The sequence below is a fragment of the Cupriavidus yeoncheonensis genome, from assembly GCF_905397275.1.
Classification (GTDB): Bacteria; Pseudomonadota; Gammaproteobacteria; order Burkholderiales; family Burkholderiaceae; genus Cupriavidus; species Cupriavidus yeoncheonensis.
Genome location: NZ_CAJPUY010000002.1, coordinates 460,432 through 476,378, shown reverse-complemented (window position 1 = coordinate 476,378; position 15,947 = coordinate 460,432). Strand labels below are relative to the sequence as shown.

Genomic DNA, 15,947 nt, shown 5'->3' with positions numbered 1-15,947 from the left:
CGAGACCAGGACGTTGATAGGCTGGGTGTGGAAGCGCAGTAATGCGTTAAGCTAACCAGTACTAATTGCCCGTAAGGCTTGATCCTATAACCAGTGTGTTTTAGCCTGGTGAGGGAATCGCCTTGTGCCGGATACGCACAACCAAGACTACATCCCTATTCGTGACGCTGGCTTCAACCCCAGCGCCACACCCCTTTATGCCTGGTGACCATAGCGAGTTGGAACCACCCCTTCCCATCCCGAACAGGTCCGTGAAACGACTCCGCGCCGATGATAGTGCGGATTACCCGTGTGAAAGTAGGTCATCGCCAGGCTCTTACAATGCAAAACCCCTCGACAGCATGTGCTGCGAGGGGTTTTTGCTTTTATGGGCGCCGGAAACACGATCCCATGAACCTCGGATCCTTGCCGGCTGTTGTTTGCCTGCGATTCGAGGGTAGCGGAGTATTCCGGGCATGCACCGCATCTGATAACGTCCATGCCAAGTCCCGGGCCGACCGGGATGAAGCAGTCTGCCGCGCGCAATACGCGGCAAGCAGTACGCAATACCAACGCCCGCTGCAAAAGCAGCAGTGCGGGCGGATTTCAAGCAGGGGGTCACATGGCGGCCAGGACGTATCGGCTTGTATTGACTGGCGTGGCGGTCGCGCTGACGTTGGCGGGATGCGCCTCGACACAAGTCAGTCCGCCTGCGGACTCCGCATCGATGGCGGCTGCGTCGTCCATCGACTGCAAGGTCTTCGCGGCGCGCGTCGCCTCGAACGAGAACGGCACGGCCGATGCGCCGGTCGCCGATGCAATGACTGCAGCCAACGAGCAAGCCATCGAGGCGGAAGCCGGCGATGATGGCGAAGCCGCGCCGCCGCCGCTCCTGGCGAACCCTCCACGTTTTTCCTCCGCGTCCCTGCAGCACCGGCTGCCAGTCGGCTGGCAGCCATGGACGATCAACCGCAACAAGACCCCGACCCGCTATACCCTGGCCGAAGTGGATCAACGCGTCGTCGTCCACGCCCAGGCCGACAGCTCCGCTTCCGGCCTCTACGTGCCCCTGCGTGATCGTGATGCCGGCATGTTGCGCTGGACCTGGAAAACCAACGGCATCATCCGCAACGCGGACAACGGGCAAGGCCAGCGCGAAGATTCTCCGCTGCGCCTGTTTGTCGCGTTCGATGGCGACAAGGGCAGCCTGTCACTGAAGGATCAGCTCATGTACGAAATGGCGCGCCTGACAACGGGCCGCGAAATGCCGTACGCAACGCTGATGTACATCTGGGGCGGCAAGCGCCCTGAGGGCTCGGTCCTGCCCAATCCCCATACCGATCGTGTGCGCATGATCGTCGTGGATAGCGGTACGAAGCATGCCAATGAATGGCGTTGTCACGAGCGCGACCTGCGCGCCGACTACCGCAAGGCCTTTGGCACGGACCCCGGCCGGGTCATTGCCGTCGGCATCATGACCGATACCGACAACACGCGCAGCAAGGCCGAGTCCTGGTACGGCGATATCGCGCTGGATTAGGTGGTCATGGGCCGCCGACCGGCTCGCTGAGCGCCAGCACCGCGAACGACGCGAGCCAGTGCGTCGCGACATAGCCGCCATCCACGGCCTGCGGCAGCGAGGCTTCGATATGGTCCGACCAGGCGCGTATCGCCAGCGGCCGCAAGTCCTCGGGCAACGCTGGCTCCAGCATGCGCCAGCACCACGCACGTGACAGGTTGAGACCGTCGAGGTGCGTCATCTTGGGGGCGCTGCGGTCAGCGACCGCTACGGGCGTCAGCCAGTTCGCCAGTTCGGTGCGCGGTGGGGCGAACAGCTCCCACCATTCCGCAAAGGCGCATCCGTCCACGACGGCGTGCATCAGCACGGCCTCCGTCAGGCCACCCGAGAGGAATTCATCGCCGCCAGGTTCGTAGCGGGCGGGATAGCGCTGGTCGTGGCCAAACCAGCGATGCGCGCGCCGGACAATGGCCCGGCGCAGCGCGTGATGCTGGTCCGTGCGCGCGTAGGACAGCGACATGATCAGCGCAAACGCGCTGTTGGAGTGCGTGCCGGTACGGATCGGGAAATCCGCTACATCGAGATAGTCCACGAGCTGCTGCGCCAGGTGCCGTGCGAGCGGCGCGCAAACGTCGGCCCATTGCGCGGCCTGTGCATCGTTCGCGCCGGCGGACTGGAGTTCGGCCTGCAGCCGCAGCAGCCACGCCCAGCCGTACGGCCGCTCAAATGTGCGCGAGCCCGGCTGAAGGAAGTACGCCAGCTCCGCTTCGATGGCCTCAGGACGGAACTGCCCGTCAAGCGTGGCCCTGATCCGCGATGCGTCGTCGAGGTCGGGCCAGAGGGACAGCAGGCGGACCAGCAGCCAGTGCATGTGCACGCTGGAGTGCCAGTCATAGCTGCCGCAGAAAACCGGGTGCAGGACGGCTGGATCGAGCGGATCGTCCGGCCCTGTCAACATGTGGTCCAGCTTGTACGGATAGCGGCGCCCGATGTTACCGAGTGCCACGCGGGCAAAGCCATTTGCGTGAGTTCGATCCAGTGCGATGCGCCCCATGGCCGTTGTGCTCGCTCAGGCCGGGGCCAGCCACTTTTCCACCAGCCTGACAAAGAACGTCGACCCGACGGGCAGCAGTTCATCGTTGAAGTCATAGCTCGGGTTGTGCAGCATGCATGGCCCCATGCCGTGCCCCGACTCGCGGTGCGCGCCGTCGCCGTTGCCGATGAACAGGTAGCAGCCCGGCTTCTCCTGCAGCATGAAGGAGAAATCTTCCGCGCCCATGGTCGGTTCGACATCGGCGTCGACCATCTCCGCGCCCACCAGATCCGCCGCTATACCGGCGGCAAAGTCCGCCTCCGCCGCGCTGTTGATCGTCGGGGGGTAGTTGCGGTGGAATTCGTACTCGATGGTGCAATCGAAGGCCGCCGCCACCGCGCGCGCGACTTCCTCCATGCGCCGCTCGATCAGGTCGAGTACCGGCAGCGTAAAGGTGCGCACGGTGCCGCCGATCCAGGCCTGGTCCGGCACGATGTTGGTCGCGTCGCCGGCATGGAACTGTGTGACGGAGATGACGGCCGCGTCGATGGGCCGCTTGTTGCGCGTGATGATCCCCTGCAGCGCCGAGACGATCTGCGCCCCGGTGAACACCGGATCATTGCCGTTGTTCGGCATGGCCGCGTGTGCGCCCTTGCCGCGCACGACGATGCGGAATTCGTTGCTCGACGCCATCAGCGGACCGGCGCGCGTGCCGAATGCGCCGACCGGCATGCCCGGCCAGTTGTGCATGCCGAAGACGGCATCGCACGGAAACCGCTCGAACAGGCCGTCCTTGATCATCTCGCGCGCGCCGCCTCCGCCTTCCTCGGCCGGCTGGAAGATCAGGTTGACGGTGCCGTCGAAGTTGCGGTGCTCGGCCAGATAGCGCGCCGCGCCGAGCAGCATGGCCGTGTGGCCGTCGTGGCCGCAGGCATGCATCCGGCCGTCATGCTGCGAGCGGTGGCCGAAGGTGTTGGCCTCCTGCAGCGGCAGCGCGTCCATGTCGGCGCGCAGGCCGATGCTGCGCTGGCCATTGCCCTGGCGGATCACGCCGACCAGGCCGGTTGTCCCCAGCCCCCGGTGGACTTCGATGCCCCAGGATTCCAGCGTGCGCGCCACCACGTCGGCCGTGCGCTGCTCCTGGAAGCACAGCTCGGGATGCGCATGGATATCGCGTCGGATCGTACGGATTTCGGCTTGCGCCTGCAGGATTTCGGGAATGAGCTTCATGGTGCAGGAGCCGGTGCGGCTGGCGGTTGGATACCCCCGATCATACGATGCCCGCCCGGAAAGCGCCAAAACGGGCGGCTTCGCGTCGCGCTCGATACGCGCGCACATCAACGCAATGGCGCAGTGCAGTAGTTGTGGGTGGGTTTCCCCCAATGCCCTGTTTCCTTGGCTGCTGGAACAGTTCATGCTTGAAGTGCCCGGCCGGCAATGTCGTGGCCTACTGATGCCTGACGGCACCAAAATGCAGCACCCCCTGGGCTCGCTGCGCACGCGCATTGCCGATCCTAACGTCTGCTTCATCTGTTCCTGGGAGAATTGCGCGATGTCCCTTCGCACATTCAAGAAGGCATTTGGTGCTGTCGCGGTAGCCGGGGCCATGAGCCTTGCGCTGGCCGGCGCAGCACAGGCCGCCGACCTCAAGCTGGCCATGAGTTCGCCGCCGACCTCGATGGATCCGCACTTCTACAATCTGTTCTCGAACATCAACGTGTCCGAGCACATGTTCGATTCGCTGATCAAGATGGATCCCGACAGCCGCATCATTCCCGGCCTGGCGGAGTCGTGGAAGATGGTCAACAACCTGACCTGGGAGTTCAAGATCCGCAAGGGCGTGAAGTTCCACGACGGCTCCGAGCTGACCACGGAGGACGTTGCCTGGTCGCTCGATCGCCCGGCCACGATCCAGAACAGTCCCGGCAAGTTCGACGTCTACACCAAGGCGATCATCAACAAGAAGATCATCGACAAGTACACCATCCAGCTGACCACCAACCAGCCGTATCCGCTGATGCTGAACGACCTGACGTCGATCTTCATCGTGCAGAAGAAGGCGACCCAGGGGCTCGGCTCGGATGACTTTGCCCAGGGCAAGGGCATGGTCGGCACCGGCCCGTTCAAGTTCGTCAGCTATGCGCGCGACGATCGGGTCGAACTGGTGCGCAACAACGATTACTGGGGGCCGAAGCCCGCCTGGGACAAGGTGACCCTGCGCTTTATTCCCAACCCCGCCACGCGCCTGGCCGCGCTGCTGTCCGGCGACGTGCAGGCGATCGAGAACGTGCCGACGCCGGACCTGCCGAAGGTGCGCAGCGACCCCAAGCTGTCGTTCTTCTCGAAGATCTCGCACCGCGTGATCTACCTGTACTTCGATGCCAAGCGTGACAAGTCGCCTTACGTCACCACGAAGGAAGGCCAGCCGATGGACAAGAACCCGCTGAAGGATGCGCGCGTGCGCAACGCCATCAGCATGGCCATCAACCGGCAGGGCATCAAGGACCGGCTGATGGAGGGCTTGTCCGAGCCGACCGACAACCTCGTGCCGCCCACACTGTTCGGCTACAACCCCAACCTCAAGACGGTCAAGTACGACCCGGACGGCGCCAGGAAGCTGCTCGCGGAAGCCGGCTACCCGAATGGCTTCGGCGTGACGCTGCACACGCCCAACAATCGCTACGTCAACGACGAGAAGATCGCCCAGACCATCGCGCAGAACCTCACGCGCGTCGGTATCGCGACGAAGGTTGAGGGCATGCCGATGGCCACGTATTCGTCCAAGGGCATCAAGCATGAATGGTCGTTCGGGCTGCTCGGCTGGGGCGCCCAGACCGGCGAGGTCAGCTCGCCGTTGCGCGCGCTGCTCGCCTGCGAGGACAGCAAGAAGGGCTTCGGCACGACCAACTGGGGCGAGTATTGCAACCCGAAGATGGACGTCGTCCTGGAGAAGGCGCTGGCTACCGTGGATGACGGCGAGCGTTCCAGGCTCCTGCAGGAGGCCACTGCCATCGCGATCCGCGACGGCGGTATCATCCCGATCCACCAGCAGGTGACCACCTGGGCCACGCAGAAGGGTATCGTCTATGTACCGCGTACCGACGAACGTACCTACGCGCACAACTTCAAGCCGCAATAAGCGGCGCCGTCCGGTCGCCTGCGGGTAGTCATCGCGGCAACGTGCATCATGCGGGCCGCGCCAGGCACGGGCGCGACCCGCAACGGTGTGCGAAAGGATAGTGGTCTGACATGCTGGTCTTTATCATCCGGCGACTGATGCAGAGCGTGGTCGTGCTCTTCATCATGTCGCTGCTCGTTTTTCTCGGCGTCTTTGCCATCGGCAATCCCGTCGACATCCTGATCAATCCGCAGGCGGATCAGGAAGACATCCGGCGCACCATCGCCGCACTCGGGCTCGACAAGCCGCTCTGGGAGCAATATCTCGTCTTCCTGCAGAATGCGCTGCATGGCAACCTGGGCACTTCGTTTGCCCACGGCACGCCCGCGCTCAAGCTGATCTTCGAACGCATGCCCGCCACGCTGGAGCTGGCGGTGTTCGCGATCCTGCTGGCCATCGTGCTGGGCATACCGCTGGGCCTGTGGGCCGGCCTGCGTCCTGACGGCATCGCCGGCAAGTCGATCATGACGGTATCGATCCTCGGCTTCTCGCTGCCCACGTTCTGGGTCGGGCTGATGCTGATCATGGTGTTTGCCGTGCAACTCGGCTGGCTGCCCTCGAACGGGCGCGGCGAGACCGTGCGCGTGCTTGGCATACCGTTGAGTTTCCTGACCGTCGACGGCATCCGCCACCTCATCCTGCCGGCGGTGACGCTGTCGCTGCTCAATATCGCGATGGTGATCCGCCTGACGCGCGCGGGCACGCAGGAGGCCATGCTGCAGGACTATGTGAAGTTCGCGCGAGCAAAGGGCCTGTCCAACGCCCGCATCGTCGGTGTGCACGTGCTCAAGAACATCCTGATCCCGATCGTCACGGTGATTGCGCTGCAGTTCGGCTCGATCATCGCGTTCGCGATCGTGACCGAATCGATCTTTGCCTGGCCCGGCATGGGCAAGCTGATCATCGATTCGATCCAGCTGCTCGACCGGCCCGTGATCGTCGCGTACCTGATGGTGATCGTGACGCTGTTCATCCTGATCAACCTGGCGGTGGACATCGTCTACAGCGTGCTCGATCCGCGCGTGCGCATTGCCGACAACAAGGGCTGAGCCATGACTGCCGCCACCGCAGACCAACCGAAGGCCGCGCGCGAGCAGACGCCGTTGCGCCGTTTCGCCGCCGAATTCCTGTCCAGCAAGATCGCCGTCGCGGGCCTGATCACGCTGGTCACCATCATCCTGATCGCGATCCTGGCCCCATGGCTGGCGCCGCAGAACCCGTATGACCTGGCCACGCTGGACGTGCTGGACGCGCGGCTCGCGCCCGGCGAGCAGGCCGGCAACGGCATGACCTTCCTGCTCGGCTCCGACGAGCAGGGCCGCGACATCCTGTCCGCGGTCATGTACGGGCTGCGCATCAGTATCGGCGTGGGCGTGGTCAGCACGGTCATCGCACTGCTGCTCGGCGCGACGCTGGGCCTGCTCGCGGGCTTCCTGGGCGGGCGCACCGAGGCCTTCATCATGCGCGTGGCCGACCTGCAACTGTCGTTCCCGCCGATCCTCCTGGCGCTGATCCTCCTGGCCTTCCTGCGCCCGGGCATCGGCAATATCGTGATCGCGCTGGTGGCCGTCCAGTGGGCCTACTATGCGCGCACGACGCGCAGCGCGGCACTCGTGGAACGCCGCAAGGAATATATCGAAGCCGCCACCTGCCTGGGCCTGCCGCCGGGGCGCATCATGTTCCGCCACCTGCTGCCCAACTGCCTGCCGCCGCTGATCGTGATTGCCGCGCTGCAGGTGGCATCGGCCATCACGCTCGAAGCGACGCTGTCGTTCCTGGGGCTGGGCGTGCCCATCACCGAGCCGTCGCTGGGCTCGCTGATCGCCAATGGCCAGCAGTACATGCTGTCGGGCAAGTACTGGATCAGCTTTTTCCCGGGCATTGCGCTCGTCGTTACCATCGTGGCCATGAACCTGGTGGCCGACCAGTTGCGCGACGTGCTGAACCCGCGCCTGCAGACGCAATAGGGAAGGGAGCGCAACATGGCACAACCAACCCTGGTGGTGGAACACCTCAAGACGCAGTTCTTCACGCGCGGCGGCGTCGCCAAAGCGGTGGACGACGTGTCGTTCACCGTCGGCCGTGGCGAGATCATGGGCCTGGTCGGAGAATCCGGCTCGGGCAAGTCGATGACGGGCTATTCGATCATGGGCCTGATCGACCCGCCCGGCAAAGTGGTGGACGGCCGCATCGCGCTGACGAGCCGTGACGGCGTCACGCGCGACCTGCGCGCGCTCACGCCCGCCCAGCAGCGCGACGTGCGCGGCAACCGCATCGCCATGATCTTCCAGGACCCGATGATGACGCTGAACCCGGTCCTGCGCATCGATACGCAGATGATCGAGGCGGTGATGGCGCACGACCGGATCAGCAAGGCCGCCGCGAGGGAGCGTGCCCGCAATGCGCTCGCGCGCGTGGGCATCCCCTCGCCGGACGAGCGGCTGCTGGCGTACCCGCACCAGTTCTCGGGCGGCATGCGCCAGCGCGTGGCCATTGCCATCGCGCTGCTGAACAAGCCCGACCTGATCATCGCCGACGAGCCCACCACGGCGCTCGACGTGACCATCCAGGGCCAGATCCTGTATGAGATGCAGACGCTGTGCCGGGAATCGGGCACGGCGCTGATCTGGATCACCCACGATCTGTCAGTGGTCGCGGGCCTGGCCGATTCGGTCTGCGTGATGTATGCCGGCAAGATCGTCGAGTCCGGGGACGTGCGCCAGGTACTGGAGCGTCCGGAGCATCCCTATACGCACGGGCTGATCGGCTCGGCACCTTCGCGCAACCCGCGCGGCGCGCCGCTGAAGCAGATCCCCGGGATGACACCGTCGCTGCTGAACCTGCCCGGTGGCTGCTCGTTCCGCGAGCGCTGCCCCTATGCCACCGAGGTTTGCAAGACCGAGCCGCCGCTGGAGAACGCCGCCGACGGCCGCCGGCTCCGATGCTTTCATCCGGTGGTGGCCCGGCAGGAGGCGGCATGAGCGAAACCGAGCTGGATACCCCTGCCATGACCGACAGACCCCTGCAGCCGGCCGCGCCGGCCACGCCGCCCGCGCCGCTGCTGGAACTGCGCGGCGTTTCCAAGCGCTTCGTCAAATCGCTGGACACGGCGGCGCGTATCGCCAACCTGTTCGGCGCGCATGCGCGCGAAGAGGTGGTGCACGCAGTCGACCGGGTCGACCTGAGCATCCGGGAGGGCGAGGTGGTGGGTCTCGTGGGCGAGTCCGGTTGCGGCAAGTCCACGCTGGGCCGCATGGCGGTCGGCCTGCACACGCTGAGCGAAGGCGAGCGCCTGTGGCGCGGCATCCATCTCGACCACTTGCCGCCGGAAAAGCGCCGCGAGAAGCAGCTTGCGATCCAGATGATCTTCCAGGACCCGTATGCGTCGCTCAATCCGCGGCTGCGCGTGATCGATATCGTCGGCGAGGCACCCGTCGTACATGGCATGATCTCGCGCGGCGAGCAGAAGGCCTATGTGGAAGACATGCTCGTGCGCGTGGGCATGGACCCGACCGTCCTGCGCCGCTTCCCGCACCAGTTCTCGGGCGGGCAGCGTGCGCGCATCGGCATTGCCCGCGCGCTGGCGGTGAAGCCGGAATTCCTGGTGTGCGACGAATCGGTGGCGGCGCTGGATGTGTCGATCCAGGCCCAGGTGCTGAACCTGTTCATGCGCCTGCGCCAGGACCTGAACCTGACCTATCTCTTCATCAGCCACGATCTGGGGGTGGTCAAGCACATCAGCGACCGCGTGGTGATCATGTACCTGGGCCGCGTGGTGGAGTCGGCGCCGACCGAGGAAGTCTTCGCCGCGCCCAACCATCCGTACACGCAGGCACTGCTGGCGGAAGCGCCCAAGCTGGAAGTCGGCAAGAAGACCTACGTGGCGATCCGAGGAGAGATTCCGTCGCCGCTCAATCCGCCCACGGGCTGCCATTTCCATCCGCGCTGTCCGTATGCCATGCCGCGCTGCAAGGCGGAGCAGCCGCTGCTGAAGGAGATTGCTCCGGGGCGGCTCTCGGCGTGTCACCTGAACGATATGGCGTAGGTCCCGCGATCCCGTCATTGGCTTTTTCTTCCCTCTCCCGCCAGGGGAGAGGGAAGAAAGACAAGTGGTCCGCAACCCTCAGCGAATCACCTGCCCCTTCGAGTTGATGATCGTCATTTCCACGAACTTCGAACCCACGTGGTTCTCTGGCGTGAAATTGACGATGAAGCCGCCCAGGTCGACATTGCGCATGCCCTCCAGCGAGGCCACCAGCCGTTCGCGCGTCAGGTCCTTGCCCGCGCGGCGCAGGCCTTCCGTGAAAGCCTTGGCGGCGATGAAGCCCTCGATGCCGACATAGTCGAATTCATCCGGCTTGCCGGTCGCCTGCAGCAGCCGCAGGTATTCACGTACCACCGGCAGCGTGGCATTGCCCGGGTGCGGCATGACCTGCGAGATGATCACGCCGCTGCCCAGCGGGCCGAGTTCGCGCGCCAGCGCCTGCGTGCCGACATAGGACACGTTGTAGAACTGGCCGCTGTAGCCGCGGCGCAGCGCTTCCTTCACGAAGGCGCCGGCCGTGCGGTAGGCGCTGATCAGCACCACGGCGTCGGGCTTGGCCTTCAAGGTGCCCTGCATGGCGTCGCCGATCTCGACCGTATTGCGCACCACGTTCTCGCGCGCCACGATCTGGACGCTGTTGTCCGGCGACGCCTGCAGCGCACGCGCCAGCCCTTCCAGGCCGGCCTTGCCGTAGGCGTCGTCGTTGTAGACCACGGCCACGCGCTTGAGCCCGGTGGTGCGGATCTGCCGCACGATGGCGGCGGTTTCCTCGTTGAAGCCGGCACGCACGTGGAAGATACTGCGCGTGCGTGGATCGCGCAGCGACTGGGCGCCGGTGTAAGGCGCGAAGAACGGCACGCCGGCCTGCGCCGCGACCGGCAGCGAAGCCTCGGCATTGTCCGTGCCGACATAGCCGAACAGCGCGAAGACGCGGCTTTCGCCGACGAACTTGCGCGTATTGGCCGCCGCGGTCTCCGGCTCGTTGTAGTCCTCCAGCGTCTGCAGTTCGATGCGGCGGCCGTAGATGCCGCCCTGGCGGTTGACGGACTCGAAGTACAGGCGTGCGCCGGCGCCCATCTGCTTGCCGAGCGCCGCTGTCTGCCCGCTCAGCGCGGCCGACTGGCCCAGCACGATGGTGTCGGCCGTCACGCCGGTTTCTGCTGCGATGGCGGCGCCCGATGCGCCGCAAAAGCCGATGGCGCATGCCACCAGCAGGCCGGCGAAACGCCCGGCCTTGACCCCGTTCAGATCGGACATGAAACCCCGCTAAAAAGTCAGGTTGGATACCTATGCGCCGCCCGGGCCGGTCTGCGCCGGCGTCGGGCTCCCTGGGGCTGTCCACAGGCCTGCGCAAGCCGGTTCCGGCTGCGTGGCACAGGGTGGCCTTCGGGACATTTCCGGCCAGGACCGGAACGCGCCGCTGCATCATAATCGAATACAATCCGATGCAGAAACTGCCTCGTCCGCCGCGGGTTTCCCGGCCTTGACAGGCATCGGGCCAACCCCTCAAGGCCATCCGCCCCCGAACCACATTCCAGCGCCAGTCTGGCCTTCACCTTCTCGCCCCGCCCCGGAGATTCCATGGCTTCCCGCATTGTCCGCGCCGCCTGTCCGCATGACTGTCCCGACACCTGTGCCTTGCTCGTTACCGTCGAGGACGGCCGCGCGACCAAGGTCAGTGGCGATCCGGACCATCCGGGCACCCAGGGCGTGCTGTGCACGAAGGTGGCGCGCTACACCGAGCGCACTTACCACCGGGACCGGCTGCTGACGCCGATGCGCCGCGTCGGGCGCAAGGGCGAGGGCAAGTTCGAGCCGATCTCCTGGGACGAGGCGCTGGACGAAGTGGCCACGCGGCTCAAGGCCATTGCCGCACGCGACCCGCAGGCGATCGTGCCGTACAGCTACGCCGGCACCATGGGGCTGGTGCAGGGCGAGAGCATGGCCGCGCGCTTCTTCCACAAGCTCGGCGCCTCGTTGCTGGACCGCACCATCTGCGCGAGCGCCGGCGCCACCGCGCTGCGCTACACCTATGGCGCGAGCGTCGGCATGGACATGGAAAACGTCGTCGACGCGAAGCTCGTGATCATCTGGGGCGGCAACCCGATCGCCTCGAACCTGCATTTCTGGACGCGCGCCCAGGAAGCCAAGCGCCGCGGCGCGACGCTGGTCGCGATCGACCCGTACCGCTCGCTGACCGCCGAGAAGTGCCACCGCCATATCGCGCCGATGCCGGGCACCGACGGCGCGCTGGCGCTGGCCATCATGCACGTGCTGATCCGCGATGGCCTGCTCGACCACGACTACATCGCGCGGCACACGCTGGGCTTCGACGCGCTGCGCGAGCGCGCGCAGGCGTACCCGCCGGTCCGCGCCGCGCAGATCTGCGGCATTGCCGTGGAAGACATCGAGTGGCTGGCCGGCCTCTACGGCACGCTGGCGGTGCGGGAGCGGCAGCCGGTGGCGATCCGCCTGAACTACGGCATGCAGCGCGTGCATGGCGGCGGACAGGCGGTGCGCGCGGTGGCGTGCCTGCCGTCGCTGGTGGGGGCGTGGCGGCATCCGGCCGGCGGGCTGCAGCTGTCGACGTCTGGATTCTTCCCGATCAACGAAAGGGCCCTGCAGCGGCCCGACCTGCTGCCCCGCGGCCGGTTGCCGCGCACCGTCAACATGAGCACGATCGGCGACGCGCTGCTGGACGCGGGCAGCCCGGGCAATCCGCGCCTTGAGGCCTTGGTGGTCTACAACAGCAACCCGGTGGCGGTGGCGCCGGAATCGGGCAAGGTGGCCGAAGGCTTCGCGCGCGAAGACCTGTTCACGGTGGTACTCGAACAGTTCCGCACCGATACGGCCGACTACGCCGACATCCTGCTGCCCGCGACCACGCAGCTCGAGCATGTGGACGTGCACAAGGCCTACGGGCATACCTACCTCCTGGCGAACAACGCCGCCATCGAGCCGATGGGACAGGCGCTGCCCAATACCGAGATCTTCCGCCGGCTGGCACAGCGCATGGCGTTCAACGATCCGTGCTTCGCCGACAGCGATGAACAGATCGCCGCGCAGGCCATCATCCCCGGCGACGCGCGTACGCAGGGCATTACGTGGGAGTCGCTGAAGGCGCAGGGCTGGCAGAAGCTGTCGCTGCCGTCGGCACCGTTCGCGCAGGGCGGTTTCCCGACCGACTCGGGCAAGTGCGAGTTCTATTCCGAGGCCATGCGCAGCGCGGGGCTCGATCCGCTGCCCGACTACGTGGCACCATACGAGGCGGCGTCTTCGGCGCCTGAACTGGCCGACAGGTATCCACTGGCGATGATCTCGCCGCCCGCGCGCAATTTCCTGAACAGCACCTTCGTCAATATCGACAGCCTGCGCGCGACCGAGGGCGAGCCGCACCTCGACATCCACCCCGACGATGCCGCCGCGCGCGGCATCGTCAACGGTGCCCGCGTGCGTGCGTTCAATGACCGCGGCAGCATGCAGGCGCGGGCGCGCGTGACCGACCGAGCACGGCGCGGGCTGGTGGTGGGGCTGTCGATCTGGTGGAAGAAGCTGGCGCCCGACGGCAAGAACGCCAACGAGCTGACCAGCCAGCGGCTGACCGACCTGGGCCGCGCGCCGGTGTTCTATGACTGCCTGGTCGAGGTGGAAGCATGCCACGAGGCCAACCCGGCGGTGGCCGCCGTTTCATGATCCGGTGATGGACTGGAAACGGGGCCGCCTCCGCGCGGCGGGCATCCTGGTCGCGGCGGGGCTGGCACTGGCGGTGGCCGGCTGCGATACGGTCGGCTACTACTACCAGTCCGTCGGCGGCCACCTTGGCGTGATGGCGCAGGCACAGTCGCTCGATGAGGCGATTGCCGGCGCGCACGCATCCAATGACGCGCGCCTGGCCCAGCGCCTGGCGCTGGCGCGCCGCATCCGCGACTACGCCTCGCGCGAACTGAAGTTGCCCGACAACGGCAGCTATCGCCGCTACGCCAACCTGCACCGTCCCTACGTGGTCTGGAGCGTGTTCGCCACGCCCGAGTTGTCGATGACGCTGCACCAGTGGTGCTTCCCGATCGTCGGCTGCATCAGCTATCGTGGCTACTACGCGCAGGGCGATGCCGAGCATTATGCCGCCGGCCTGCGCCGCGAAGGCCTGGAGGCCTACGTGGCGGGCATTCCGGCCTATTCCACGCTGGGCTACTTCGATGATCCGCTGCTGAACACCTTCGTCTACCTGCCCGAAGGCGAACTGGCCCGCATGATCTTCCATGAACTCGCGCACCAGGTCGTGTACGTGCGCAACGACACGGCATTCAACGAGTCATTCGCGACCGCGGTGGAGATCGCCGGCGTGGAGCACTGGCTGCGCGACGATGCCTCGGACGATGCGCGCGCGAGCTACCGGCAGTACGACAGCCGGCGCCGCCAGTTCCGCTCGCTGCTGCTGGACACGCGCGACCGGCTCGATGCCTTGTACCGCTCGGTTGCGGACGACGGCTCCAAGCGTCAGGGCAAGGCCGAGATCTTCGACAGCCTGCGCAGCCAGTACGCAAAGCTGCGCGTGGAGTGGGGCGGCTACAGCGGCTACGACCGCTGGTTCGACCAGCCGCTGACCAACGCCCACCTGGCCGCCGTGGCCACGTACCAGCAATGGGTGCCGGCATTCACCGCGCTGCTCGACAGCGTGGGCGGCGACTGGACACGCTTTTATGCCGAGGTGCGCCGCATCGGCGACCTGCGGCCTGACGAGCGCCACGCCGCCTTGCGCAGGCTGGCGCCGCCAGCCGTGAACACCGGCACGCTGAACGCCGGGGAGCGCGCGCCCGGCAGCGTGCGCTCCGACCACTGACCGGGCGACGGCCCGGTCAGACGCCGGTCGGCCGCTTCATGCGGCAGGCCGACGGCAGGTCAAGCGCCTGTGCCGGCGTTACGCTGTTCAGGCGGAAGCCGTACTGCGTGCCTTCCGCGCCAACCTTGACGGTCTTGCCGTCGACGGGCGCCACCGTCGACACCACCTGCGGCAGCAATAACTGGTGGTCGCTCTTGCGCATCGTCACCTCGCCCAGCGCCGTCTTCATCTTCATGCCTTCGAGCGCCAGCGCGACCTTGGTCGGATCGTCGCTGCCGGCCCGTCGGATCGCTTCGGTCACGAGCTGCACCGATACCAGCACGCGTGGCGTGAAATACTCGCCGGCGGCGGTCTGCTTCACGCGTGCCGACAGCGCGGAAAGCGCCGGATCCTCGGTATTGGGCAGCCATTCCGAGACCCATGTCAGCTTGCCGCTTTTTGCCTGCGCAACCGCCAGCACGGTGCCGGGCGCGCCGCCGCCGCTGTGGTTCAGGTAGCGCGGGTCATAGCCGATGTCGCCCGCGGCCTTGATCAGCAGGCTCAGGTCCTGGCCCCAGTTGCCGGTGACGATGGTGTCGGCGCCGCTCGCCTTGATCTTGCTGATATAAGGCGCGAAGTCCTTGACCTTGCCGAGCGGGTGCAGCGTGGCGCCGACAAACTGGGTGTCCGGCCGCGCGGTGGCGATCATCTGCTGGCCCAGTGCCGCCCAGACCCGGCCGTGCGCGTAATCCTGGTTCAACAGGTAGAGCTTGTGGATATCCTTCTGCTCGCGCGTGAAGTCGGCCAGCGCGCGCATCTTCATGGAGGTGTTGGCCTCGGTCGCGAAATGCCAGAAGCTGCAGCGCGCGCCGGTCAGGTCGGGGTCGATCGACGCGTAGTTGACAATCAGGATGCGGCGGTCCGGGTTGCGCTCGTTGTGGCGCGTGGCGGCTTCCACGAGCGCGGTCACCACCGACGACCCCGAGCCGCCCGTGAACACCACCTTGACCCCGGCGTCGATCGCGCTTTGCAGCGCCGACAGGCTGTCCTGCGCGGACAGCTTGTTGTCATAGCTGACGAGCTCGTACTTGCGGCCGAGCACACCGCCCTGTGCATTCGCATCGTCGATCGCGAACTTCAGGTTGGCCTGGAAGATCTCGCCAACGTTGGCCAGCGGCCCCGACAGCTGGTCGATGAACGCGACCTTGATTGGCGCGCCCTGCGCGCAGGCCAGTACGGGCGCCAGGGCCATGGCGGCGGTGGCCAGCAAACGGGCCGGCAAACAGCCCAGGGAACGGGCCAGAGATCGGGCCAGAGAGCGGGCCAGAGAACGCGTGCGCGTTGGCGTGGTGGTCTGCATCAGGTGTCTCCTCC

The 15,947-nt window shown here is 66.2% G+C and carries 12 protein-coding genes and 2 rRNA genes; 10 read left to right on the top strand and 4 right to left on the bottom strand.

Annotated elements, in window-relative coordinates; genetic code table 11:
- The 3 genes from KHO22_RS04450 to KHO22_RS04440 form a co-directional block, all read left to right on the top strand.
- Positions 1 to 86 (top strand): 23S ribosomal RNA (locus KHO22_RS04450); the annotation flags it as partial.
- A gap of 114 nt (positions 87 to 200) precedes the next feature.
- Positions 201 to 314: ribosomal RNA gene (gene rrf, locus KHO22_RS04445) — 5S ribosomal RNA — on the top strand.
- Between the two features lie 287 nt (positions 315 to 601).
- On the top strand, positions 602 to 1,519 hold the full coding sequence (locus KHO22_RS04440) for a DUF3047 domain-containing protein (RefSeq protein WP_211945905.1): 918 nt from the start codon (positions 602 to 604) through the stop codon (positions 1,517 to 1,519).
- Positions 1,520 to 1,523: 4 nt separating this feature from the next.
- On the opposite strand, the gene KHO22_RS04435 is transcribed toward KHO22_RS04440, so the two are convergent.
- Positions 1,524 to 2,552: a DUF2891 domain-containing protein gene (locus tag KHO22_RS04435; RefSeq protein ID WP_211945878.1), complete on the bottom strand. Its 1,029-nt coding sequence runs from the start codon at positions 2,550 to 2,552 to the stop codon at positions 1,524 to 1,526.
- A gap of 15 nt (positions 2,553 to 2,567) precedes the next feature.
- Positions 2,568 to 3,761, bottom strand: coding sequence for a M20 aminoacylase family protein (locus KHO22_RS04430; protein WP_211945877.1), 1,194 nt, complete (start codon positions 3,759 to 3,761; stop codon positions 2,568 to 2,570).
- Positions 3,762 to 4,083: 322 nt separating this feature from the next.
- Between KHO22_RS04430 and KHO22_RS04425 the strand changes: the two genes are divergently transcribed.
- The 5 genes from KHO22_RS04425 (at position 4,084) to KHO22_RS04405 (ending at position 9,754) form a co-directional block, all read left to right on the top strand.
- A complete protein-coding gene (locus KHO22_RS04425) occupies positions 4,084 to 5,670 on the top strand; it encodes an ABC transporter substrate-binding protein (protein ID WP_211945876.1) in 1,587 nt (528 codons plus the stop codon).
- 110 nt (positions 5,671 to 5,780) lie between these two features.
- Positions 5,781 to 6,758, top strand: a complete 978-nt coding sequence (locus KHO22_RS04420; RefSeq protein WP_211945875.1) for an ABC transporter permease — start codon at positions 5,781 to 5,783, stop codon at positions 6,756 to 6,758.
- A gap of 3 nt (positions 6,759 to 6,761) precedes the next feature.
- Entirely contained in the window at positions 6,762 to 7,676 is a 915-nt protein-coding gene (locus KHO22_RS04415; protein WP_211945874.1) for an ABC transporter permease, read from the top strand.
- A gap of 15 nt (positions 7,677 to 7,691) precedes the next feature.
- Positions 7,692 to 8,690 carry an ABC transporter ATP-binding protein gene (locus KHO22_RS04410; RefSeq protein WP_211945873.1) on the top strand — a complete coding sequence of 333 codons (999 nt, stop codon included), beginning with the start codon at positions 7,692 to 7,694 and terminating at the stop codon, positions 8,688 to 8,690.
- Entirely contained in the window at positions 8,687 to 9,754 is a 1,068-nt protein-coding gene (locus tag KHO22_RS04405) for an ABC transporter ATP-binding protein (protein ID WP_275950834.1), read from the top strand. Before KHO22_RS04410 ends, KHO22_RS04405 begins: the two co-directional genes overlap by 4 nt.
- A 78-nt stretch (positions 9,755 to 9,832) precedes the next feature.
- Here KHO22_RS04405 and KHO22_RS04400 read toward each other — a convergent pair whose 3' ends face one another.
- Entirely contained in the window at positions 9,833 to 11,011 is a 1,179-nt protein-coding gene (locus KHO22_RS04400) for an ABC transporter substrate-binding protein (RefSeq protein ID WP_211945872.1), read from the bottom strand.
- Positions 11,012 to 11,335: 324 nt separating this feature from the next.
- On the opposite strand from KHO22_RS04400, the gene KHO22_RS04395 reads away from it, so the two are divergent.
- Together KHO22_RS04395 and KHO22_RS04390 are read left to right on the top strand one after the other, a co-directional pair.
- Entirely contained in the window at positions 11,336 to 13,447 is a 2,112-nt protein-coding gene (locus KHO22_RS04395; protein WP_211945871.1) for a molybdopterin-containing oxidoreductase family protein, read from the top strand.
- Positions 13,448 to 13,454: 7 nt separating this feature from the next.
- Positions 13,455 to 14,594, top strand: coding sequence for an aminopeptidase (locus KHO22_RS04390; protein ID WP_211945870.1), 1,140 nt, complete (start codon positions 13,455 to 13,457; stop codon positions 14,592 to 14,594).
- Positions 14,595 to 14,610: 16 nt separating this feature from the next.
- Here the strand turns inward: KHO22_RS04390 and KHO22_RS04385 are convergent, their stop codons facing one another.
- Positions 14,611 to 15,825 (bottom strand): branched-chain amino acid ABC transporter substrate-binding protein, encoded by a 1,215-nt coding sequence (locus KHO22_RS04385; RefSeq protein WP_211945903.1) that lies wholly within the window; start codon positions 15,823 to 15,825, stop codon positions 14,611 to 14,613.
- Positions 15,826 to 15,947 lie beyond the last annotated feature (122 nt).